Here is a 22,396-nt window from a genome sequence, read left to right as displayed (position 1 = left end):
TCTACTTCTGACTCGCGTTAAAAGCGGGGGGATTACCCCAGAAGGGGTTGTCGTTGTTGCGATTCGATTTATCAACTGCTTGAAGCTGGACACAGTGCAGCGGGCAAGCGGCGACGCAATCAACCGCCCATAGCAGACGGTTATATTTTGGCCGCTCTGAACTTTCATCGTGTGCGTAGCAAATCGGACAGAACCGTTCGATTGGCGACAACAGCTTGGTCGGTGGGACAACCGCCTTCAAAGGAACGAGGGTGTGGAGTTGGAGGTCGTTGCGGCCCGTCGCATGATTGAGCGCTTTGGCCCAACTGTCGGCCAACTCTGTCACTCCAGAAGTCGCCAGCCCGTAGCAGTAGCATGCCATCTTCGCGCGCCATCCTGTCGACCCTGACCCAATTAACGGCACGACCGAGCGAAAGGCTAACGTCCACGGAAGCATGCAATGGTCCTCGCTCAGACGTCGGAAGTAGCTGGCGAGGTCTTCCAGGTCGTCACCGCTTTGACCCTCAGGGTTCAGCGAAAACAATGCCGACCGTGGCGGCGCATCTTCCGGCCAGCCGCCGGGTCTGCATGCAGGACTCGTCAACGCTGTCATCCGTGCATCCTCCCGTTGATTTTGCGTCGCGTCTGCTCCTCGAGCAGCAATACGTTCCGAATATCCTGCTCGGTGGCGTAGTCGTGTTCACGTTCCATCTGGAGGAACGGTTGGACATCCGCCTCGCCCACCATCGTGTCTCGAGCAATCTTCCGCTGAGCTTCTTTCGACGGCATGCTTTTCAGGAGGCACGCGTCGCTCCATACTTTCCTTTTACTTTCGCAGCATCGGCCCGCAGCGCCCGTTAGCACATCAACTGTGGCTCCTGGCAATCCGAATGTGCCGGCGAATAGGTACTCGAGCCGGTTCTCGATGTCGATATCGAACCCATACGGAAGGTGGGCAAGCAGTGACTTCACGAAGGTGCAGTATTCGGTGAAATCTTCGTCAGTCTGGAGGTATCTGGGATAGTGAACAACGCCGATGCGCCGCGCTAACTGCGCGGACGCGAGCACGAGCTGTTCGCATCCGTATGCCCCGAGTAGAAGCAGGTTGAACCCAGACCGATTCGACAATGACTTCAGCAAATTTCCGTACTGCAGTGGGTCAGTCAGAGAGTTGGTGAAATGCACCGCCTCGTCGAGTATCAGGTGCTTTACCTCGCGGCGCCTGAGCGCCCGTTCAAACATCATCCGGCTATTTCGAACGGGGTCGGCGGGCTCGCTGACATTCTCGAGCAACACGGGTCCATCCAAAGAGCTGGGCGCCATCAGGTCTGCACAGAGGCGGTTGTAGAGAAGGTTGAAATTGAATTCGCCTCTGTCAGCGGCGTCGACCTCGCTCATCACGGCCGGAATGACGTGGCGCTTCTCCTGAAGCTGTATCGGATACCTGGACAAGAGGCTTTGCAACTGCTTGCGACCAAAGGTCGTCTTCCCCACTCCAGGCGGACCCACGACCAGCGTGATGGAAAGACCGGCACCTGCAGTCATGCGGCTGCGCACTTCATGCATCACCCCATCGAGATTTCGGTGCGGAACGCAGGTTGCCTTCATGTATGCGGCCTTGTCCTCGGGCGAGCCGGTGATGGCCTGTTCGCGCGTAATCATGGTCGACCTCCAGTTCAATCAGATAGGGTTCCTTACGGGTAGATGGGAGTAGTCGATTTTGAAGCGACCGAAAGTGCGAGGTGGGTTCGGACGTGGCACGTCGTTAGCCCGGCGCCGATAATTCGTCACTAGCGCTTCGTCAACACGCTCTTCATCGTGCGGTGCCGACGCGCTGTTTTCCGTCGAGGCGTCGACGTGGGCAGTGCCTGAAACTTCAGCAACTTCCTCTGCGCTTTCGATTTCTGTCAGGTGGGGCTTGCCATAGATGAGCCGCGTAGCGCCAGTCACATCAGCAGCCACAGGGACGTTGTGCTCGGCAAGCACATCACGCAGAACACTCTCAAAGCTACCCTCGGGCGTAAGCGCCTCACGGCGACCGTCGTAGACGAGGGCGAGAAGCGACATCAAAGTGGTGCCCATCATTTTCGATTTGATGGACATCACCGTGACAGAGCCGGAAGCCAAGCCCGGGAGCCGCAAGGGGCGCCCAAACTATGATCGCGAGTTTCGACGCCGTCTTGCGGCCGCGGCATGCGAGCCGGGTGCTTCGGTCGCAAAGCTGGCGTGCGAGAATGGCATCAATGCAAACATGCTGTTCACGTGGCGGCGTCGCTATCGCGAGCAATTGCTGGCCCAAACGACGTCGCTGATTCCGGTGGCGGTGGTCGATGAAACGCCGGCGCAGCGCGTGACCATGCCCTCGGAAGCTCGGGCAGTGGGCAACCGCACTACTCGAGCCGGGACAATCGAGATTCGATTCGGTGAGGTGGTCGTCAAGGTGGACGGCATTGTGGACGCCGACACGCTACGTGTTGTACTGGGGAGCATGCAATCGTGATCTCTCTTCCCACGGGTACCCGAGTCTGGCTGGTGGCCGGCGTCACCGACATGCGCTGCGGATTCCAAGGGCTGGCGGCGAAGGTGCACACGGCGCTCGAGGACAATGCGCTCAGCGGCAACGTGTTCATCTTCCGGGGCCGGCGCGGCGATCTCGTGAAGCTCATGTGGGCAACCGAGGACGGGCTCTGGCTTCTTGCGAAACGGCTTGAGCGTGGTCGTTTCGTCTGGCCGCAGGCCGATGGCGGCAAGGTTCATCTGACGGCAGCGCAATTGTCCATGTTGCTCGAAGGCATCGATTGGCGGCAACCGCGTCGCACCGCTGCACTGTCGATGTTGTAAACCGAGCAGAAGGCTCGTAAACTGCGCCGCATGTCGAACGGCGCCGAACTTCCTGACGATGTTGAAACGCTGCGAGCATTGCTGCTCGAGGCTCGTGCTCAGCTTGCCGAGCGCGATCTGGAGATCGAGCAACTCAAGGCTCAGCTCGACAAGCTTAGGCGCATGCAATTCGGACGCAAGTCCGAGCAGTTGGACCGCGAGGTTGCACGGCTAGAAACAGCGCTCGAGGACCTGACGGGCGAGCGTGGCGTCGCCGATGTGCGGCGCGCCCGCCAATCAAGCGCAAGCACGCCTGTGAGCGACGCATCGCCGAAAGAAGCGCTGCCGCCGCATCTGCCACGCGAAGAACGTGTACTGGAGGCTGACGCAACGTGTCCGAAGTGCGGCAGCGCAATGCAGCCGCTCGGAGAAGACGTGTCCGAGCAGCTCGCCCGCGTCGCGGCGGTGTTCAAGGTGATTCGTACGATCCGGCGCAAGACGGTTTGCCCGTGCGGCCACCACTTCTCGCAGCCGGCGATGCCCGGCCTGCCGATTACGCGCAGCATCGCCCATCCGAGCCTGCTGGCCGACATCCTCGTCTCGAAGTACGCCGACCACGCCCCGTTGTACCGCCAGTCGCAGATAGCCGCGCGCGACGGCGTGAAGCTCGACCCGGCCAGCATGGGCCGCTGGGTCGGCCAGTGCGAGGCCCTTTGCGATGCGCTGACCGAGGCACTGCGCCGCTACACGGTGGCGCCGTCGAAGCTGCACGCGGATGACACGCCTATCCCGGTACTCGAGCCGGGCAAGAAGAAGACGAAGACGGGGCGCCTGTGGGTGTATGTGCGCGATGACACTCGTTCGGGCTCGACCGAACCGGCCGCAGTGTGGTTTGCTTACTCGCCGGACCGCAAAGGCATTCATCCCCAGACCCACCTGGACGGATTCAAGGGTATCTTGCAAGCCGACGCCTACAGCGGCTTCAACGAACTGTACGAGAGCGGCAAGATTCGCGAGGCGGCATGCTGGGACCACGCGAGACGGTACATATACGACGTGCATGCCCGAACGCCTGCCGAGGCGACCCGGGAGGTGCTCGAGCTGATCGGTGCACTTTACGCGATCGAGGCCGACATCCGCGGCAAACCCGCCGCGCAGCGGCTGCGCGTGCGCCAGGAGAAAAGCATCCCGCTGCTCGCGGCCATCAAGACGTGGATGACGGACAAACTCGCGACGCTGTCGAAGAAATCCGAATTGGCCAAAGCGATCCATTACTCGCTTAATCAGTGGGATGCCCTCGTGCTGTACTGCGAAGAGGGCCGTGCCGAGATCAGCAACGCCCTGGCCGAAAACGCGTTGCGCTGTGTGAGTCTGGGTCGAAAGAACTTCTTGTTCGCCGGCTCCGACAGTGGGGGGAAACGGGCCGCGGCGATGTACAGCCTGATCGGCACGTGCAAGCTGAACGGGATCAACCCGCGCGCTTACCTCGAATACGTGCTGACCCATATCGCTGATCACCCCATTAACCGCATCGACGAATTACTACCCTGGAACGTGGCAAAAAAGCTGCCAGGGAAGTCTTGCCCACCTGCCTCCACGGGCTGATTGCCAGCGGGCCAACATGAGCGCTCGATAACCAATCATGCCTCACGTGCGCGCCGGATTGCGGACGGCCTTCGCGAGGCGCTTACCATTAAGACGACGAACACCTCAGTCATCTATAATTTCCCGGCGAGATTTCAAAAAGCCCATGAGCTCCGCAAATCGCAAAAATTTATATGCGACTTACGTTCATGGGCAGAATAGCCAGCTTTTTGATTATGACTATATGATCAAAATTTCATCATATATTCATAGCAGTTCACGGACGTTTGCGTTTCTGGGCGTATCGCTTTCCGACGTAAGTATTTATGTAACTGTTAAGCCCGACACCCGCAATGGCGTGCCGCTTCATTTGCTCAACGTCGCGCTGACCGGGTGTACTGTAATTGTACAGATAGAGAATGCTGCCTTTGAATTCGACCTCGATCGAATCAGTGGAAATTTCGTACGCAATCACCCCCGACTTCCCACTCAGATTTTTGTATGGCTCCATACCACCCCCGAGTAGCCATTACGCATTTAATGAATGTAATTAAAATCTTCGCCTGGCAAGCAAGTCGAATTGTTTCACAGCGCCCCAACCAAGGAACTAGTTGATTCCCTTAAGGGCAAACCATACATGAATCCACGACAACGCCAAATTGCCGCAGCTAATCATGCAACTTACAAATTCTCGGCAAACGAGATCACCAATCGCTTACCACAAGCTGCCGCATACTTTCGCAACGTCGCGAACGACGGCGAGTGCCTTTCGCTCGACAGTGACGCTTCCAATCGCGAAACTGCAGAAGCTGTCGTTCCCATGCGCTCGGCCACCTGAGCCTGCGTCAAGCCGGCGTCTTGCCGAGCCGTCAAGATGGCTCGAAGCGCGCTGTATTCATCTTCTAGCGCATCGTATTGTGCTTTGACACCAGGCTTTGCCAGTAGACGCTCAGTGTCATCCGTCATATGCGGAACAGGACTAAATCCTTCAGCGCGCACGCGCTTAGCAACCGCCTTCACCATTTCGTACCTCGCTCAAACGCGCTCGGGCGGTGCGCAGTTCTTTCTGCGGCGCCTCCTGCGCCTTCTTCACAAACGAATGCAGCACCACGACGTGCCGCCCAAAGTGCGTGCAATAAAGCACGCGCCCGATGCCCTCTCGCCCCTTCGGGCGCAACTCGAACAATCCGCCCCCCATTGCTCGCGAGTGCGGCATACGCAAATCCGCGCCGAACTCCTGCATCAAGTCCAGGAGCCGCAGATAGTCCGCCAGAATCCCGGCCGGCAGCGCGAAGACGTCGCGTTTAACGCGCTCGTTGTAATAGACGACTGTCCAATTTTGTTTCATGTTAGCAAATTTGCTATGTTGCTGCAATTCAACCAGCCGGTTAGAGCGGCAAGAGTTTCTGCACGGCCTCGCGACCGTGATCAGGGGACAGATGCGCATAGCGCTCAGTGACCGTGATGGACGAATGTCCCAACAGGTCCTTGACGACGTACAGCGACACACCTTCCATGACGAGCCACGAAGCAAATGTGTGGCGCAGATCGTGGATGCGGAAATTTTCGATTCCGGCGCGAGCACATGCCGCGACGAACCCTTTTTGCAGGTTGCCGACTCGCCTCCCCGAGCTGGAGGCAAACACCCACTCAGACCCGGCGCAATGTCGCGCTACCCAATCACGCTGATCCCTCAGCGCCGACAACGCGCCACTGTTGAGCGGCACTAACCGACGCTTACCGTTCTTCGTGTGCTCGCACTCGAGTCGAAAATGTGAGCGCTCAAAATCGACCCGGTGCCACTCGAGCGCGAGCAGTTCGTTTTTCCGACACCCGGTGCTCAGCGCGAGCCGCACGAAGTTTCGAAGATGTGGCTGCCGTGCCGCCGTCCCGGCCGCGAGAATCAGCGCCGATGCCTCGCTCCGAGATATCCAACGAACGCGCGACTCACCACCATCAAGGCCGAGACTTTGCACCGGGTTCGCCAGTTCTGGATAGTCGTGCTCGGTCCGCACAAAGTTGATAGCCGCGGACAACAGCCTGAGCTCGCGCTTCACCGTCGACTCACAGACACCATCCACGAGCCGAGCGGACACGTATCGCCGAACATCGCCCCGCTTCAATTCCCGCAAATCGCGGCCGCTGAAATGCGGTTGTAGTCGCTGCAAGGAGTACTGATCCCGCTCCTTGCTACGGTGCTTCTTCTCCAACATGTAGATTCCGATTACTTCCTCAAAGACCATTCCAAACGCCTCTGCGTCATTGATCCAGCGAATATCGGTTGAACTGTTCAGCTCTTTAGTACGATGTCCGAATCAGCCTAGGTTTGATGTCTTTCGCGCCTAGCTTTCGCGCGTCGATAACCAGAACACCCCGAGTTCCTGCCGCCAGTACGCTTGACAGCGATCCAACGTCGCGCCGGCGCGCAACGCGGCTTCGAACGCAGTTTTCAGCGCTTCCGCGGGGTCGTTCGAGAGAATGTGACCAATCGGCATGACTTCCGGCACGACAATGCCGCGGCTCGTCCAGTAGCGCTTTTCGTTGAGCGCGTGCTCGGCGAAATCCTTCGTGATGTACTTCGCGAGATACGACGCGAGCTTGTGCCGCAAGCCCTTTTCCTTGAACGGGTTGCGCACGTTGATCTGCCCGTTTCCGATGCCGACGATGCTTTGCCAGATCGAGCGCAGAACGCGATAGTTCTGCCGGCCCTTCACCGCGACATGCAGATGCCATGCGCCGCGCTTCTGCCGCTCCGCGACGGCGACATACTGGAAGCTTCCCAACGCGCCGAGACGCCGCCGCAGCTTGTCGAAATCGCGCTTGAGCCGCGCTTTGTCGAGCATGTTCTCCCGATACGTCAACGTGATCATTCGATCCGCTCCAATCGCCTTGCAGCGCAACCGCACCTGTTGCTTCGCACGCTTCGCCGCGTCCATCAGGTTCGCTTCGCTGTTCTCCGACTCGCCACGCTTCGCCTTTGGGATAGCCCACAACGACTGTGCCCCCACGTACCGATCGAAACGTGTCGCCGTCACCTCGACCTGTCCGTCGCCAAAGTTCCGACCACGGACAACCCACTCCCTACGAAACGGCGAGTAGTCGCCTATACTTGTGTCGTGCATTGCAACTCGTCCTTGTAGTGCACTGCTTCACAAAGCCCCGGTCGTTCCCGCGATCGGGGCTTTCCTTTTTCTGCACCGTCTTTCTGTCCTGGCTCGGTGCGCTCGTCAGCGTGTCGTATCCGTTAAGTGTCCCTGATACAAGTTTAGGGGCCGCGCTGCGCGCGGCCCGCCCGGCGCGCTCTGCTGCGCTGGGCGAGCCGCTCGCAGCGAACCCCCACCCCCTCGCTTCCGAGCCGCCCTCGCCTCCGCTCCACGCGCCGGCAACACATGCGCCACGGCGAGCCTGCAAAGAGATGGGCGAGCCCGCCGCGCTGCCTCCGCTCACCGTCCGCGCGAACACCCGCTACTCGGTCCGGCGCGCCGCGCTGAGCCGCGCGACAACGGCACGAACTCCGCATTACCGCCGTCGCACTACGCCGCTCCGATCGCGGCCGGACACTCCTAACGCTGGACGCCGGCCGTCGTACCGCACTGACTTACAATCTCGCTCACCAAAACAACCGAGGGACCAAACAATGACCGTCTGCGATCGCGACTGGTATCGCGAGGAATACAAGAAGAAAGAGCACCTGTTGGAGCAGGGCTATGCACCACGCGGCACATTCGTCGCAGCCGCTGCGCCAGTCCCGCCCCGCCCAAATGCGCCCGCTCCCATACACATACCTTCGTGGGTCAAAATCGCGGGGATAGCGCTGGGGTCCGGGGTAATCTCGTACCTCGTCGTATCAGTCATCCTCGACTACCTCTGAGCACCGCACCCGATCAAATCCGCTGCACCTGAAGCACCAACAGAACCTCCGTGCGCTGCTTCGAGCTGGATCGACCATCGAGAAAGCTCGGCAGCCACGCATAACCGCTGCGCGCCGTCGCGTTGCGATCCTGAATCAAGCCGCCCAACACGACGACCTCACCGTCCTTCAATCGCGTCACCGTCTGTAGCTGCCGCGTGTTCTTCGTCGGCGACGTATCGACGCCGGTTTTCGTCGCGACGAAATCGGAAATCTCCTCACGCACCTTGAGCTCGATCACCTCGCGCATCACGGTCGGCTCGACGTCGAAAATCAAACCCGCATCCTGATAGGTGATCGACTGAACCGGCGTGCCGGTCGAGCCTTGGTAGCTCACGCTCGATTGCGTCGGCACCTGCTGCCCGACGTTCAGGCGCACGCGTTCGCCCGATACGATCCGCACGTGCGGCGCGCTGACGACCTTGAATCGCGAATCGGCATTCAGTGCCGATATCGCCGCGTCGACGCCCGGCCCCGTGAAGCGAACCGCGCTCGTATCCGACGACGTGTCGCCACTCGAAACGCGAAGCTGACCGCTCAGCATGCGAACCGCGATGCTCCACGCCGTGTTGGTCGAATCGGTGTTCGCCACTTCGTACACCCAACCGCGAACGACCACCTCGCTCGGCACCGTGTCGAGTTCCGGCACGACCTTGCGCAACAGCGCGACTTCATCATGCGAGCCCACGATCACGAGATCGTCGCCGCGCGCCTGCACGCTCGTTTCAACGGGCATCGCGGGCACGTCGCCGGCCGGCGTTGCGGATTCGCCGGGCACCTGTACCGCGCCGACAGGTTGCGGCGGCATGCTGACGGGCGACATCAAAGGCATCGCGCGCGCGCCAATCATCGGCTCGATGAGCGAGCGCAGATAGTCGACGCGGCGATAGAGCGGCTTGTAGACGAACACGTCTTGATCGGCTTTTTCGCGCGCGGCGCCGGGCTTCTTCATCACGTAGTCGACGCCGTTCTTCGTCACGACCTGAAAGCCGAGCGATTCGAGGAAGTCGCCCATGACCGTGCGCACGTCGCGATTCCGATCGTCCAGGCGGAACGACACGAGCCGCCCGTCGCTCAGCACATCCGGGCCGAGCACGTAAGGCGTATGCATCGCCTCCTGATAGATCAGGTCGACAATCTGCGCCACCGTCACGAACCGCAGATCGAACGACGTGCCGGCGACGTGCTTCAACGGCGTCAACGTCGGTGCGGCGACTGGCGCCGGCGCGGCGGCCGACAAGCTCGCGTCAACCGGGAGCGTCGGCAACGGCGGCACCGCGCCAACGGCCGCCACCGAATACGCGATCAACGCCCCAATCAGCACTCCGTATCGCTTCATTGCATCCCCCCGCCTTGTTCTGTTTTTCCGGCTTGCGCGCCGGACCATGCACCAACGGTCTTTCCGTCAACCTCACCCGTCAGCAGCATCCCTTCGCCGCTGAATCCCGCCAGCGACACCGGGCGCAATCGGCCGTCCGCCGCGACGAGCACCACGTAACCGGCACCTTCCGTCACGTAGCGCCCGGCAATGCGCCAGTCAGACGACAGGGGCACGGCCGGCGCGCGCTCGACCTTCGCGGATTGCGACGACGGTGCAGGCGCACCGGCTGTTTCGTGTGCCGACTCCGACATACCCGGCGTCACCCCGAAGCCGTCGCGCGCGCTGTAGAAGAACTTCACCGAGCAGTAGAGCAACACGCCCAACGCGATCGGCACGACGAACAACGCCTTGGGAACGACCGCCTGCTTCTTCGTGTGGACTTCGGCGCTCGTGTAGAGCCTGAACACCTCACGCGGATACGGCCATTGCCGTTTCACCGCATCTTTCAGACTGCTCGGGTTGTGACAGTGGTCCCACTCGTAGAGCATCGCGCGCTTGAGCCCGAACAGGTTTCGCACGTGGATATGCCGCCCGACCAGATCGCGCACCGTCTTGCTGATCCGCTGCGGATGCTGCGTGATGAGGATGAAGTCGACGCCCTTGTGGCGATGCACGTGCAGTTGCTCCACGTCCGGCGTCGGCTTTTGGCTGACCGTCGTCGGCGGGTAGATGCGTTGCGCCTCATCGATCACGATCAAGTCGTGCGCTTCGGCCTTTTCGTGCCACTGGCGCAACCAAGGCTCGTCAATCTCGACGTGCTCGATTGCCAGATCGCGAATGCCGTCGACCAGCACGCGACGCCCCTTCGCAATCTTCGTCAGCAACCAGACCGCGTGCAGCGTCTTGCCGCTCCCCGGAACCCCTGTGATCAACGTGATCATTTGCCGAACACCATTTTCGTTGTAGACGTGAGCATGTAGAACGACACGCGCGCCGAAAGCCCGCCGAGCACGTACGCGATGCCGTCGCCCACGCCACCAAGCGCGAGCACGTTCGCGATATCGGAGCTCAAGCCGCCGACGCTCGCCGACATCCATTGCACAACCTGAGCGAACACCAGATCGATTCCCGTGACCGTCACGAAGCCGATGCCGAGCGCGACCAGTACACGCGTGACGATCGGCCCGACCAGCGACACCAGTAGGCTTGCCCAGCTCATGCCGCCAACCCCGTCACGAAGATGACGCCGGCGAGCAGCGCGCCCAGCAGCAGCACCAACGGGCGCAGCTTCAAGGCGAACTCGCACAGCGGCTCATAGCTGAACGACAACTCGCTGCCGAACACGACGACCCGCTTCGGTTCCGGGCAGACGCCCTTGGTCAATCCGATCGAGAGGGGCGACAGCGAAATGCGCTTCGTATTGCTGTTCACGGCCACATCCGACGCGCTGCCGAGCGGCGCGCATGCCGACGCATCGGGATGCATCGCGCAAATGTCGTCGCGCGACGGCCGGCCGTTTCCCGGATTGGTGCCCGGCGCCGGCGTCGGCACGGGAACGGGTTGCGGCAGCGGCTGCGGGATCGGTTGCGGTATGGGTTCGGGAACCGGACTCGGCACCGGCTCCGGGATCGGCATGGGCACCGGGCCGGGCACGGGTTCGGGCACTGGAATCGGCGCCGGCTGCGGAACCGGACTCGGCACGGGCTCGGGCACCGGACGCGGCACAGGCACCGGCTCCGGCAGCGGAACCGGCACGGGCTGCGGCACCGGTTGAGGAATCGGGCGCGGCACCGGTACGGGCTGCGGTTGAGGCAGCGGTTCAGGCACCGGGCGCGGCTGCGGATTCGTCCCCGGCACCGGCGCGGGAGCGGGGCGCGGCTGGGGTTCCGCTTCGGATGCCGGGCGCGGTTCCGGAATCGGCACGGGCACCGGCACCGGCTTCGGCACGGGAATCGGGATCGGCCGCGGCGGCACGAACGGCGTTATCAGAACGTCTTTGCCCTTCGGCGCGGCGGACGAGAACAGATCGGCGACGGTCGGCACCTGCCCCGGATTCTCTTTCGCCCACTCGGCAATATCGCGCTCGCTGATCGGCTGATACGGCAGGCCCTCGTAGCCGGGCTGCGATGCCGCGTTCTTCCACGTCTCGTTGACGAGGTTCGTAATCGTCGAGGTAGGCAATCGCGTCGCCGCGACCTTCGACGGCATGCGCGGCCACAGCTTCGACAGATCGTCGGCCACGAGCGGCACGACTTCCGGCTTGTATTGAAACAGCGAATCCTTCCCGCTTTGCACGACGCTGCGATAGGTGACGCGCCCGTTTCTGCCTTTGATCGCGACCGTTCGCGACTCCGTGTAATGCAACGCGATCGGGTTCCCCGGCACGTTCTGCATCGGCGCGAAATACAGCACGTGCGAGTGGACGTTTGTGTCGTTTTCCTCAACACAACCTGAATTCAGGCCGCAGTGCCCAAGGTATTGATACAGATACCACGCGAATTGCTGAGCCTGTTCGAGCGTGCTCGGCAGGATATCGAACGGTCCGCGCGTCGCGTAGAAATTCGACGTGCCGAATCCCGGCGAAAACGGATAACCGTTACAGAACGTGTTGTTTGCCGCACACGTCCCGTTCCGATAGATCGGAATGCCGGCCCGCGCAGCCCACACTTCCGGCAGCAACATCTTTTGGCGCGTCGGATCGATAGCGATCGCGGGCGGCTGAATCGGTGCATAGTTGTCCCCGACACTGGCGGGCAACGCGTTCACGCCAAGCGCGACTTGATCTTCGTTCCATAAGAAGCTCGCATCGCCTAACTGAAGAGCCGAGCCCAGCGCAAGAATGCCCATGCCCGCCAGAATCGTCAGCCAAACCGGCGCTCCCGCGAAGGCGAGCGCAGCAGCGGCCCCGGTCCCGACGACATTGAGCGTGGTCGACGCCTGCCCCATGCCCGCCAGCGTCGCCGCAATGCGCGGATCGGATGCGGCGATACCGCGTGCGATCGCGAGACGCGTCAAGATTGCCGCCTGAGCGCGATTGATCACGAAGGTTTCAATCGGCGCGAGCGCTGCCTGTGCATGCGCCTGCTGATTGCACAACATCGCGAACGCCGCGAACAGCGCCAACCAGACGCCGCGAATTCTCTTGCGCATGCTCACCCCATCAAGATCAGCGCGGCACCGCCGATCGTGCCGACCGTCACGCAAAACTCGACGCAGAACCAAAGCATGACTAACTCTCCGAAGCAGATTCGAGAAAGCGACGCATCGCTCGCAGCCCGTACGCGATCGCAAACACAAGCAGCATCGCCGCCCCCACTTTCAGGCCCGCAGCCGCCCCGCCATGCATCGGTGCATCACCCGCCGCACCGCCGTTCACGAGCGTCAGATGCACGACCTGTTGCACGCCCATCGAGCCATCGGACAACGCGCAGGGCGTTTGCCCCGTGCCCGCCGGCGCACTGGCCGCATTGCCGCACACCATCACGTCGATGCCTTGCGCCGCGCGCGCGCCGAATGCAATGCCGAACAACGAAGCAACCACCCACCTTTTCATTGGCTTTCACCCAAGAAAAAGCCCCCGGTACGCGCGCACATACCAGGGGCTCAGGAGTTCACGCGATCAGCGACCGAGGAAGCTCTTCACCGCGCGATAGCCGAACATCGCCGCCGACACCGCGAGCACCGCACCGCCGACGAGTGCGATGTTCGGGCCGATACCGGTAATCGAGCTCACGACCGGGCCAACGTCCATCGCCACGACCGGCACGTCCGCCGCGAATGCACCCATGCTTGCCGTAGCGAGCGCCGCAACTGCAACCAGCTTCTTCATTTGATTTTTTCCTCTCAGGTTCAGGCCCGGTAGTGAGAGAACCGCTCGTGCGGGCCAGCTTCGAGCGATCCGGTTTCCTTGACGGATTACGACGATGCAGCCGCAGCCTTAGCGGTCGGTCGACCAAACGGCACCAGCGACACGATGCGGGGTTCGAGCTTGCCTTCCATCGACTGTTGAAGCGCGAACTCCGCGAGATAGTCGCCGGTCGGGGAATCCTTCAGCGCGGCCGGCAAATTGATCGTGCCGACAAGGATTTGCTTACCCTCGCTGCTCTCTTGCTCCAGCACGCATTGCGCCGTGTGAATCTCCCACGGCTGGCCGGTGCGCTTCGAAATGCCGCCGCGCTGGATCACTTGCAGAATGGTCAACTTTTGCTTGCTCATGAAAACTCCTTGTTAGGACTGCTATACGTAATGACTAGAGCCGCTCCGGCTCCGGCTACATGCGCGACGTACGCGCGAATCGAAAAAGGTGGACGCTAGGTCAGCCGTCCACAAAGCGCCGCGCTATCCGAGGGTGAGAAGTGCGCGACGCAGGGGGTAATGAAACCTCCGAACCTACCGACATAAACCCGATACAACCGCACCTATAATTTGCGCCGCCATTGCGTCGACCGACGACGCAGCCTTCGCATCAAATCGTTCAACAGGCCATTCAACTGACATCCCAGGACGGTGGATACGGAGACAAGAAGCACGAACAAGAAAACAAACCGACTAGCATCAGCTTCGCTCACTTAGCACACTCCCAAACATGAACCCCATCGACTTCTCCCCGATTGTGAAACCAGTAGTCACTGGGGCAATCATCACCATCGCGTGGATCATTGGCATTACTGCGTGGCGCCTGAGTTTTCGCGTAGTCTCCTCGGTCATTTGCACCGCGGCCGCCGTAGCAACAGCAATCTTCATGCACGTCATCTAGTTGCGGACTCAGTGCGACCTTCGATGCGCCAAAACACACGCGCGAAACATCAATGAAAACTGCGGCCAAATGACCGAGCAACTCGCTTACGACCTGCTCAACAACCTCACACGGATTTGGGGCGCGCTGACGATCGAGGCCCGACTCCTGATCGCCATTGCACTGGTCGCCGTCTTCGTCGCCTTTCGATCGGATCGCCGGCGCGTGCAGCTACGGCCGCAAAAAGAACTCGATCCGATCAAGCGAGCGATCTACAACCCCAAGCAGTTCCGCCGCCCCCGCTGACCCATAAATAGGGGCCAGATTTTTCCTTTCTCCATAGCCTGCTAGACTTCGCTCAATACCCAAATCGGTAAATTACCGTTTTGGTAATCATAGTTACCATTCTGGGAAGTTGCAAGAGGTTCGTATGAATATTTCTAGCCTCATCGAACTCGCGAAGGATGCGGCGGGCTCATATGGCGAGCTCGCGGAGCGGATCGGCCGCCCGGCGAGCCGGATAAGCGATTGGAAGGCCGGGAGACGCAAACCCGACGCGGCCGACATCATGCTGCTTGCCGAAGTGGCAGGCCGGCCTGTGTTCGAAACGCTCGCGGAAATCGAAATGGAGCTGGACACCGAGCGCAGCTCAGTATGGCAACGTGCTTTGGGGAATCTGCGAGCAGCGGGTGTAGCGGCGACTGTGGTGCTTGGCGCTACCGCTGTGGTGAGCTTGACCTCGAAACCGGCTGATGCGGCTGAGAAAGCCCAAGAAAACAAAGACTTGGCGCGCCCGGCTGGGATCGAACCAGCAACCCCTGCCTTCGGAGGGCAGTACTCTATCCATTGAGCTACGGGCGCTTACGGATGCGATGCGACCCTAGATAGTCGCAGCGCGTAGCAAGACGGCAAGAATACCTTGTTTCCGCCGGACCGTCCACCGCCGCTCCGCATCCGTCCGCCCCTCCTCCTGCATCGCCTCATCACGCACGCCGCCCCCTCCGATGTGCGGGTAAACACGCGCCGGGCGATCGCTCGCCGCCATGTAAACGTTCCGTCTATAATCGTCCGAGCTTCACCCCACAGCCATTCATTGCCGTACCGCTCACAATTCCTATTCACGGAGACGAGGCAAGCATGAGCGAAGCACCCCACGGAGCCCCCATCAAAACCCCCGGGCAACTCATCGCAGTTGTCATCGCCTCATTCGTGATCCCGATCGCGATCATCGTGCTGTTCGCCACCTACGCCAATCACGCGTTCCGCACGGGCGCCGGCACCGACGGCCTCTCCGACGAAGCCGTCGCAAAGCGCATCGCCCCCCTCGCGCAAGTCGAAATCAAGGACGCCAACGCGCCGCGCGTCTACAAGACGGGCGAGGAAGTCTACAAGGCCGTCTGCGTGACCTGCCACAGCACCGGCGCGGCCGGCGCGCCGAAGTTCGGCGACGCCGCCGCCTGGGCGCCGCGCATCGCGGCCGGCTACGACGAAGTCCTGCACATCGCGCTGACCGGCAAAGGCGCCATGCCGCCGCGCGGCGGCACGAACCCCGACGACTATAGCGACTATGAAATCGCGCGCGCAGTCGTCTACATGGCCAATCAGGGCGGTGCGAAGTTCGCCGAGCCCGCGCAACCCGCCGCGAATGCGGCCCCCGCTTCAGGCGCGGCCGCGGGCGCGTCGGACGCGACGGCCGCCAACGCGCAAGCCGCCGCGGCAATGGCTGCGATCGCCGCGCTGCCGAAACCGGGCGAGGCGCCCGCCGCAGGCGCGAACGCAGAAAGCTCGGCGTCGGCAGGCAAGGCGCTGTACGAATCGACATGCCAAGCGTGCCACGCAACGGGCGTGCTGAACGCGCCGAAGTTCGGCAACAAGGCCGACTGGGCGCCGCGCCTGAAGGATTCGATGGATACGGTCTACAACTACGCGCTGCACGGCAAGGGCGCGATGCCGCCGAAGGGCGGCGCGAACGCGTCGGACGCCGACGTGAAAGCGGCCGTCGACTACATGGTCAACGCCGCCAAGTAACGGTCGCCGATGCAACGAAAAACCCCCGCGCTGCGCAAGCATCGCGGGGGTTTCTGTTTTGTCGCGGGCGGCCGAGCGCCGGCCGGATCGCCCGGCGATCCGGCCATCGGTCAGGACTCGTCCGGCCGATCACCGCGCGGCCTCGATCGCCACGCGGTGATCGGCCGCTCGGCCGCTCGGCCAAACGGCAAACGCACGCCGTGCGCCGCGTGCCCGCCCGCATCACTTCTGCAGCAAAGCCTTCAAGCTCGCGAGCCGATCCTTCGGCGTCATCGGCGCCTCCTCCGGCGCGGGCGGCGGCGCTTCGTCGAGCCCCATCTCGGCGATGAAGCGCGACTGCTCGCAGACGATCGTCTCCCGCGCGCGCTTGCGCTTCTTGCACCAGTTCAGATGCAGGCTGCGCTGCGCGCGCGTGATGGCGACGTACATCAGCCGGCGCTCCTCCTCGATCCGCTCGTCGTCGATCGGGCCGTCGTCGCTGCCGCCGCTGTGCGGCATGATCCCTTCCTCGACGCCGACGAGGAACACGTGCGGATACTCGAGCCCCTTCGACGCGTGCACGGTCGACAGCCGCACCGCATCCGGGTCCTCTTCCTTACCCTCGAGCATCGACATCAGCGCGACCGTCTGAATCAGGCCGAGCAGGTTCTTGCCTGTGTCGGCAAGGCCGTCCGCGTTGTGAAAGCCTTCCGTCTCGCCGTCAACCGCTTCTTCCGGCTCCGGCTTCGTCCCCTTGCGCTTCAGCCATTCGAGGAATTCGAGCACGTTCTGCCACTTCGTCTGCGCCTGCCGTTCGTCATAGGCGTCGTACAGGTACGCTTCGTAGTGGATCGCTTCCATCATGTCGTCGAGGACGACGGTCGCCGGCTCCTTGTCCGCGCGGTCGGTCAGGCGCTGGATGAAATCGCAGAAGATCCTCAGCGGCTCGACCTGCCGCGCGGACAGCCGCGCCTCGATCCCGCCCATGTAGACCGCCTCGAACAGCGACACCTTCGCCTGCCCCGCGAACGCGCCGAGCGCCTCGAGCGTCGTGTTGCCGATTCCGCGGCGCGGCGTCGTGACCGCGCGGATGAACGCGGGATCGTCGTCGGCGTTCGCGATGAGGCGCAGGTACGCGCACAAGTCCTTGATCTCGGCCTTGTCGAAGAACGACTGGCCGCCCGACAGCACGTACGGAATCCGCTCGCGCCGCAGCACCTGCTCGAAGATGCGCGCCTGGAAGTTGCCGCGATACAGGATCGCGTAATCGCGAAACTGCGTGCGCCGCTCGAACTTGTGCGCGGACAGCCGAAACACGACCGATTCGGCCTCGTGCTCTTCGTCGTTGCACGGCGTGACGGTGATCGAATCGCCCATCCCGTGCTCGGACCACAGCTTCTTCTCGAACAGCTTCGGGTTGTTCGCGATCACGTTGTTCGCGGCGGTGAGGATGCGCACCGTCGACCGGTAGTTCTGCTCGAGCTTGACCAGGTGCAGCTTCGGGAAGTCCTTGCCGAGCTGCGCGAGATTCTCGAGCGTCGCGCCGCGCCAGCCATAGATCGCCTGGTCGTCGTCGCCGACCGCCGTGAACGCGGCGCGCGGGCCCGCGAGCAGCTTCAGCAACTCGTACTGGCACGCGTTCGTGTCCTGATACTCGTCGATCAGCAGATAGCGCAGCCTGTTCTGCCAGCGCTCGCGCACCGGCTCGTTGTTCGCGAACAGTTCGGTCGGCAGGCGGATCAGGTCATCGAAGTCCACCGCCTGGTACGCGTGCAGCGTCGCGACATAGTTCCGGTAGACGAGCGCCGCCTGATGCTCGTCCTCGTTCGCCGCGATCGTCATCGCCTCCTCGGGCGTGACGAGGCCGTTCTTCCACAGCGAGATGATCGTCTGGATCTTGCGGATCAGGCCCTTGTCCGTCGTGCCGATCTGCTCCTGGATCATCCCGAAGCAATCGTCCGAATCCATGATCGAGAACTGCGGCTTCAGGCCGACGTGCTCGGCCTCCTTCCGCAGGATCTGCACGCCGAGCGAGTGGAACGTGCAGACGGTGAGCTGATTGACGGGCACCTTGCGGCCTTCCTTGCCGGGCGTCGTGAGCGTCTTGCCCTCGAGGAGCTTGCCGACGCGCTCGCGCATTTCGGCGGCCGCCTTGTTCGTGAACGTGACGGCGGCGATATGGCGCGGCTCGAAGCCTTTTGCTTCGATCAGGTGCGCGATCTTCTGCGTGATGACGCGGGTCTTGCCGCTGCCCGCGCCGGCGAGCACGAGGCAGGGACCGTCGAGATAGCGCACCGCTTCGCTTTGAGCGGGGTTCAGGCCTGCGGACATGATTGCGGATGGTGTTGCGGTTGACGGCGGCGAAGCCGGAAGGCGCCGCGAGCGAAGCGCGGCCGGCGCGCGGACTGCAACGCCGGCCCCCGGTAAATGGCTCGCGGGACGCGCATGTTAACACGGCGGCGGCCGGCGATTCTTTCGCGAATGTGAAACGGGCGCTGCGTCGGACATTCGGACGATGCCCATGCGGCGCTCGCGCGGCCGCGGCGGCGCCGGCGGATGGCGGATGGCGGCCGATGCGCGCCGCTCGCTATCATGGCGGCACGCCACGACCTCGACGCCATACATCACGGAAACCGCATGGGATACCACTTCGCCACCGCCGCGCTCGGCCCGCTGCTGCTCGCTCAGGGCCGCCATGTCAGGCGCGTGACGCCGCGCCTCGCCGAGGCCGACGGGCCGCGCAGCGGCGTCGACGGCGCCGGGCCGCCGCTGCGCCTCCTCGTGCTCGGCGACTCGGCCGCCGCGGGCGTCGGCGTCCCGACGCAGTCCGACGCGCTCACCGGCCAACTCGTGCGCGCGCTCGCGCCGTTGCATCGCGTCGAATGGAGGTTGCTCGCGCGCACCGGCGCGACGACGCGGGATCTGCTCGACTGGCTCGATGCCGAGCCCGACGCGCGCTTCGACGCGGCCGTCACGTCGCTCGGCGTCAACGACGTAACGGACGGCGTGTCGCCCGCGCGCTGGCGCGACGCGCAGGCGGCGCTCGTCGATCGGCTGACGACGCGCTTCGGCGCGGCGCACGTGATTCTGTCCGCGGTGCCGCCGATGCATCATTTTCCGGCGCTGCCGCAACCGCTCAGATGGTATCTCGGGCTGCGCGCGCGGCGGCTCAATACGGCGCTGTCGCGCTGGGCCGCCGGCCAGCCCGCGTGCGAGTTCCTGCGGGTCGACATGCCGCTCACGCGCGACGCGATGGCGTCGGACGGCTTTCATCCGGGCGCGCGGGCCTGCGCGGTGTGGGCCGAGCAGGCCGCTGCGGCAATCAGGCGGCGGATCGGAGGTTAAAACGAACGCCCGACGACGGTCGATGCGTCATCGCCGCGAACGCGGGCTCTCACTTGGCTCGCGCACCGGCATTCTCCGGCCGGCGGCCTTTTCGATTAGCCCATCGGCCGCTCGCAAAGGCTTCGGGCGCGGAATGCCGACGGGGACGCGAGCAGGTGTACGGGCAGCTCGGCGTCGTTCGGCGGAGCGGCGGCGCTCCCGGCTGCCGGACGGAACAAGCCGGCCGGACGGCGAAGCTCCCGAGCGCCGCTCCTCCGGGAATCGATTCGCCGACCGAGCGGACCGGCGTTGCCCGGTCGGACCGCCGCTCTCGCCAGACGCCGGACGGACACCGGACGGGCGCCGAGAGATACATCGAAAGCAATCGAATCCGCGCCGTTTCGGCCGCGTGCCTTGCGCCCCTCGGCCGTGCCGGCCGCGTCGCGCGCCGTTCCTGTCGTTCGGCGTTCGCACGCCTCGTCCATTCGGCCAACGTCGCCGCCGAACCGTTCCGCCCCCTTTCGTCATGCCACAATAGCCGTCCGTCGCCGTGCGGCGTCCGAGCCGCCGCGCCTCAGTTTCGCAAGCAGACAGGATCGTTCATGTCGTCAACGCTCAAGATTGGTTTGATGGGTTTCGGTTTTGCAGGCGCGACGTTCCACGCGCCCGTCATCGCGCACAGCAGCCGCACGCAAATGGCCGCGATCGCCACCGGGCAGCCGGAGCGCGCGCACGCCGCGCATCCGGACGCGGCCGTCGTGCCGGATCTCGATGCGCTCGTCGCGCTCGACGAAGTCGAGTGCATCGTGATCGCAACGCCCAACGACACGCATTTCGAACTGGCGAAGCGTGCACTCGAAGCGGGCAAGCACGTGGTCGTCGACAAGCCCGTCACGCTGACGGCCGCCGAAGCGCTCGCGCTCGCGCGTCTCGCGGCCGCGCGCGGCCGCGTGTTCGCGCCGTTCCACAACCGCCGCTGGGACGGCGATTTCCTGACCGTGCGTCAGCTCGTCGAAAGCGGCGAGCTCGGCCGCATTACCTATTTCGAATCGCACTTCGACCGCTTCCGTCCGCACGTGCGCACGCGCTGGCGCGAGGAAGCGGCGCGCGGCGGCGGGCTGCTGTTCGATCTCGGGCCGCATCTGATCGATCAGGCGCTCGCGCTCTTCGGCGCGCCGGACACCGTGAGCGCTGCGGTCAAGACGCGCCGCGACGGCGGCGGCGCGCCCGACTTCGTCCATCTGCAGCTCGGCTATCCGGACAAGGACGTCGTGCTTCACGCGAGCGCGCTCGCGGCGATCGAGCCCGCGCGCTTCACCGTGCTCGGCACGCAGGCCGGCTACCAGAAGCACGGGCTCGATACACAGGAAGATCAGTTGAAGGCGGGCCTCACGCCCGGCGACGTCGAATTCGGCGGAGGCAACCCGCCCGGCGTGCTGCACGGACTCGACGGCGAGCTCGAGGTCGAACGCCCGGTGCCGACGCTCGACGGCCAGTACGCGGAGTTCTATCGCGCGCTCGCCGCGTCGATCCACGGCGGCGTGCCGTTCCCCGTCACGCCGCAGGACGCCGTCGACGTGATGACGATCATCGAGCTCGCCGCGCGCAGCGAGCGCGAAGGCCGCCGGCTGCCGTTCGTGCGCGAACCGATCTGAGCGGCGCGCGCGATGCCGCCCGCGCATCGGACGCCCGCGGCTTGCGTCATCCTTGAGCGCCAACAAAGCGTTACAAACAATTCGGGAGCGAACGTCATCTCGACGAAGGTCTGAGCCGTTCGTCTAATTGCCTGTCCCGGCATCGTCAATCAGGAGAATGGAATGCATCGGTTGATCCGCGCGGCGGCATGCTGCGCCCTCGTCTCGACACTTGCGGCATGTGTGGTCGCGCCGCAGCGCCCCGCACCGGCGCCCGCGCCTGCTCCAGCTCCGGCGCCCCGCCCCAATCCGCAGGTGGTCGGCTACGAGCGGATGCAGCAGATCCAGGGCCGCATCGACAACCTGAGCCACCGAATCGACGCGCGCGTGAACGCCGGCTACTATCCGCCGCCGCAAGGCGCCGCGCTGCATCGCCGGCTCGACGTGATCCGTCAGGAGTCGAACGACATGGCGGCCCAGCATGGCGGCGGCCTGTCCGGCGACGAGCAGCGCGTGCTCAATCAGGAGCTCGACACCGCCGCTCGCGCGATCGGCGAGTAAGCGCACCTTCGGCGGCGGCCGTGCGCGCCGCCGCCGTTCGATCGCGCGACGGGCGGCGCTTCGACGCGCGGTTTCGGCGCCCCTCGTCCAAGCCGCGCTTTCGAGGCGCGGCTTCACGCTTCCGACCCCGGTCCGCTGACCGCTGACCGCTGACCGCTGACCGCTGACCGCTGACCGCTGACCGCTGACCGCTGACCGCTGACCGCTGACCGCTGACCGCTGACCGCTGACCGCTGACCGCTGACCGCTCACCGCTGACCGCTCACCGCTCACCGCTCACCCAACACGCCGCCGTTTCGGGGCCGGCAATCCACGCCGCCACCGCCGCCGGCATGCCGCCTTCGCTTGTCTTCAAACGACAGTTATTTGCCCAAATTGACAACCCATTCGCGCTCGCGTACATTCGCCCGCACGCGTCGGGAGAGCGCGCGGCCGCCGTTCGTTGATTGAAAGGCAAGCCGCGCCGCCGAAGGGGCACACCCGCAAACTCTCAGGCAAAAGGACCGGCCGCGTCGAAAAAT

At 63.5% G+C, this 22,396-nt stretch carries 24 protein-coding genes, 1 tRNA gene and 1 riboswitch; of the genes, 9 read left to right on the top strand and 16 right to left on the bottom strand.

The annotated features are described in order from the left end of the window. Position 1: 1 nt before the first annotated feature. From WT60_RS01060 to WT60_RS01050, 3 genes are read right to left on the bottom strand one after another with little or no spacing between them, the layout of a single operon-like run. Positions 2–592, bottom strand: a complete 591-nt coding sequence (locus tag WT60_RS01060) for a TniQ family protein (RefSeq protein ID WP_236860846.1) — start codon at positions 590–592, stop codon at positions 2–4. Further along, positions 589–1,641 carry an ATP-binding protein gene (locus tag WT60_RS01055; protein WP_236860845.1) on the bottom strand — a complete coding sequence of 351 codons (1,053 nt, stop codon included), beginning with the start codon at positions 1,639–1,641 and terminating at the stop codon, positions 589–591. The genes WT60_RS01060 and WT60_RS01055 overlap by 4 nt, the downstream gene beginning before the upstream one ends. Positions 1,642–1,659: 18 nt before the next feature. Continuing rightward, the gene (locus WT60_RS01050; protein WP_236860844.1) at positions 1,660–2,082 is read right to left on the bottom strand and encodes a hypothetical protein; all 423 of its coding nucleotides are present in this window, start codon (positions 2,080–2,082) and stop codon (positions 1,660–1,662) included. On the opposite strand from WT60_RS01050, the gene WT60_RS01045 reads away from it, so the two are divergent. From WT60_RS01045 to WT60_RS34255, 4 genes are all read left to right on the top strand, one after another. After that, the gene (locus WT60_RS01045) at positions 2,075–2,479 is read left to right on the top strand and encodes a transposase (RefSeq protein ID WP_100185218.1); all 405 of its coding nucleotides are present in this window, start codon (positions 2,075–2,077) and stop codon (positions 2,477–2,479) included. The genes WT60_RS01050 and WT60_RS01045 overlap by 8 nt on opposite strands. A gap of 32 nt (positions 2,480–2,511) precedes the next feature. Beyond that, positions 2,512–2,820: an IS66 family insertion sequence element accessory protein TnpB gene (tnpB, locus tag WT60_RS01040; protein WP_348982041.1), complete on the top strand. Its 309-nt coding sequence runs from the start codon at positions 2,512–2,514 to the stop codon at positions 2,818–2,820. Positions 2,821–2,850: 30 nt separating this feature from the next. Then, positions 2,851–4,404 carry an IS66 family transposase gene (locus WT60_RS01035; protein WP_059584212.1) on the top strand — a complete coding sequence of 518 codons (1,554 nt, stop codon included), beginning with the start codon at positions 2,851–2,853 and terminating at the stop codon, positions 4,402–4,404. Between the two features lie 145 nt (positions 4,405–4,549). Beyond that, positions 4,550–4,909 carry a hypothetical protein gene (locus WT60_RS34255; protein WP_157130939.1) on the top strand — a complete coding sequence of 120 codons (360 nt, stop codon included), beginning with the start codon at positions 4,550–4,552 and terminating at the stop codon, positions 4,907–4,909. A 155-nt stretch (positions 4,910–5,064) separates the two neighbouring features. Here WT60_RS34255 and WT60_RS01025 read toward each other — a convergent pair whose 3' ends face one another. From WT60_RS01025 to WT60_RS00970, 11 genes are all read right to left on the bottom strand, one after another. After that, on the bottom strand, positions 5,065–5,349 hold the full coding sequence (locus WT60_RS01025; RefSeq protein ID WP_226383120.1) for a helix-turn-helix transcriptional regulator: 285 nt from the start codon (positions 5,347–5,349) through the stop codon (positions 5,065–5,067). A 37-nt stretch (positions 5,350–5,386) separates the two neighbouring features. Further along, positions 5,387–5,731, bottom strand: coding sequence for a type II toxin-antitoxin system RelE/ParE family toxin (locus WT60_RS01020; RefSeq protein ID WP_059645390.1), 345 nt, complete (start codon positions 5,729–5,731; stop codon positions 5,387–5,389). A 40-nt stretch (positions 5,732–5,771) separates the two neighbouring features. Further along, entirely contained in the window at positions 5,772–6,596 is an 825-nt protein-coding gene (locus WT60_RS01015; RefSeq protein ID WP_249026782.1) for a site-specific integrase, read from the bottom strand. A 129-nt stretch (positions 6,597–6,725) separates the two neighbouring features. Then, entirely contained in the window at positions 6,726–7,505 is a 780-nt protein-coding gene (locus WT60_RS01010; protein ID WP_060356270.1) for a hypothetical protein, read from the bottom strand. Positions 7,506–8,267: 762 nt separating this feature from the next. Beyond that, on the bottom strand, positions 8,268–9,632 hold the full coding sequence (locus WT60_RS01000; RefSeq protein ID WP_060356269.1) for a type II secretory pathway protein: 1,365 nt from the start codon (positions 9,630–9,632) through the stop codon (positions 8,268–8,270). After that, on the bottom strand, positions 9,629–10,555 hold the full coding sequence (locus WT60_RS00995) for a zonular occludens toxin domain-containing protein (RefSeq protein ID WP_060356268.1): 927 nt from the start codon (positions 10,553–10,555) through the stop codon (positions 9,629–9,631). Before WT60_RS00995 ends, WT60_RS01000 begins: the two co-directional genes overlap by 4 nt. Further along, positions 10,552–10,833 (bottom strand): DUF2523 domain-containing protein, encoded by a 282-nt coding sequence (locus WT60_RS00990; RefSeq protein ID WP_059577103.1) that lies wholly within the window; start codon positions 10,831–10,833, stop codon positions 10,552–10,554. The genes WT60_RS00995 and WT60_RS00990 overlap by 4 nt, the downstream gene beginning before the upstream one ends. Then, complete coding sequence (locus WT60_RS00985; protein ID WP_060356267.1) at positions 10,830–12,764, bottom strand: virulence factor TspB C-terminal domain-related protein; 1,935 nt, start codon at positions 12,762–12,764, stop codon at positions 10,830–10,832. Before WT60_RS00985 ends, WT60_RS00990 begins: the two co-directional genes overlap by 4 nt. 79 nt (positions 12,765–12,843) lie before the next feature. After that, on the bottom strand, positions 12,844–13,167 hold the full coding sequence (locus WT60_RS00980; RefSeq protein ID WP_059645378.1) for a hypothetical protein: 324 nt from the start codon (positions 13,165–13,167) through the stop codon (positions 12,844–12,846). A 66-nt stretch (positions 13,168–13,233) separates the two neighbouring features. Next, positions 13,234–13,443 (bottom strand): major capsid protein, encoded by a 210-nt coding sequence (locus WT60_RS00975; protein WP_011852350.1) that lies wholly within the window; start codon positions 13,441–13,443, stop codon positions 13,234–13,236. Positions 13,444–13,529: 86 nt separating this feature from the next. Next, positions 13,530–13,829, bottom strand: a complete 300-nt coding sequence (locus tag WT60_RS00970; RefSeq protein WP_010107135.1) for a hypothetical protein — start codon at positions 13,827–13,829, stop codon at positions 13,530–13,532. A gap of 610 nt (positions 13,830–14,439) precedes the next feature. On the opposite strand from WT60_RS00970, the gene WT60_RS00960 reads away from it, so the two are divergent. After that, positions 14,440–14,655, top strand: a complete 216-nt coding sequence (locus tag WT60_RS00960) for a hypothetical protein (protein ID WP_060356265.1) — start codon at positions 14,440–14,442, stop codon at positions 14,653–14,655. A gap of 479 nt (positions 14,656–15,134) precedes the next feature. Here WT60_RS00960 and WT60_RS00950 read toward each other — a convergent pair. Further along, a tRNA-Arg gene (locus tag WT60_RS00950) sits at positions 15,135–15,210 on the bottom strand. Positions 15,211–15,486: 276 nt separating this feature from the next. Between WT60_RS00950 and WT60_RS00945 the strand changes: the two genes are divergently transcribed. Continuing rightward, positions 15,487–16,377, top strand: a complete 891-nt coding sequence (locus tag WT60_RS00945; protein WP_038754061.1) for a c-type cytochrome — start codon at positions 15,487–15,489, stop codon at positions 16,375–16,377. 222 nt (positions 16,378–16,599) lie between these two features. Here WT60_RS00945 and WT60_RS00940 read toward each other — a convergent pair whose 3' ends face one another. After that, positions 16,600–18,687 (bottom strand): UvrD-helicase domain-containing protein, encoded by a 2,088-nt coding sequence (locus tag WT60_RS00940; RefSeq protein WP_038754060.1) that lies wholly within the window; start codon positions 18,685–18,687, stop codon positions 16,600–16,602. A 306-nt stretch (positions 18,688–18,993) separates the two neighbouring features. On the opposite strand from WT60_RS00940, the gene WT60_RS00935 reads away from it, so the two are divergent. The 3 genes from WT60_RS00935 to WT60_RS00925 all read left to right on the top strand — a co-directional run bounded on the left by WT60_RS00935 (position 18,994) and on the right by WT60_RS00925 (position 21,875). Beyond that, on the top strand, positions 18,994–19,701 hold the full coding sequence (locus WT60_RS00935; protein WP_059578016.1) for an SGNH/GDSL hydrolase family protein: 708 nt from the start codon (positions 18,994–18,996) through the stop codon (positions 19,699–19,701). 581 nt (positions 19,702–20,282) lie between these two features. Next, the gene (locus WT60_RS00930; protein WP_059645372.1) at positions 20,283–21,335 is read left to right on the top strand and encodes an oxidoreductase; all 1,053 of its coding nucleotides are present in this window, start codon (positions 20,283–20,285) and stop codon (positions 21,333–21,335) included. A 162-nt stretch (positions 21,336–21,497) separates the two neighbouring features. Next, a complete protein-coding gene (locus WT60_RS00925) occupies positions 21,498–21,875 on the top strand; it encodes a hypothetical protein (RefSeq protein ID WP_038754051.1) in 378 nt (125 codons plus the stop codon). 407 nt (positions 21,876–22,282) lie between these two features. Then, a riboswitch (glycine riboswitch) is annotated at positions 22,283–22,392 on the top strand. Positions 22,393–22,396: the final 4 nt, after the last annotated feature.

Origin of the sequence: Burkholderia sp. MSMB617WGS, from assembly GCF_001532025.2 — a bacterium.
Classification (GTDB): domain Bacteria; phylum Pseudomonadota; class Gammaproteobacteria; order Burkholderiales; family Burkholderiaceae; genus Burkholderia; species Burkholderia savannae.
The sequence above is the reverse complement of the archived record's forward strand: the minus strand, read 5'-3'. Positions and strand labels throughout refer to the sequence as shown.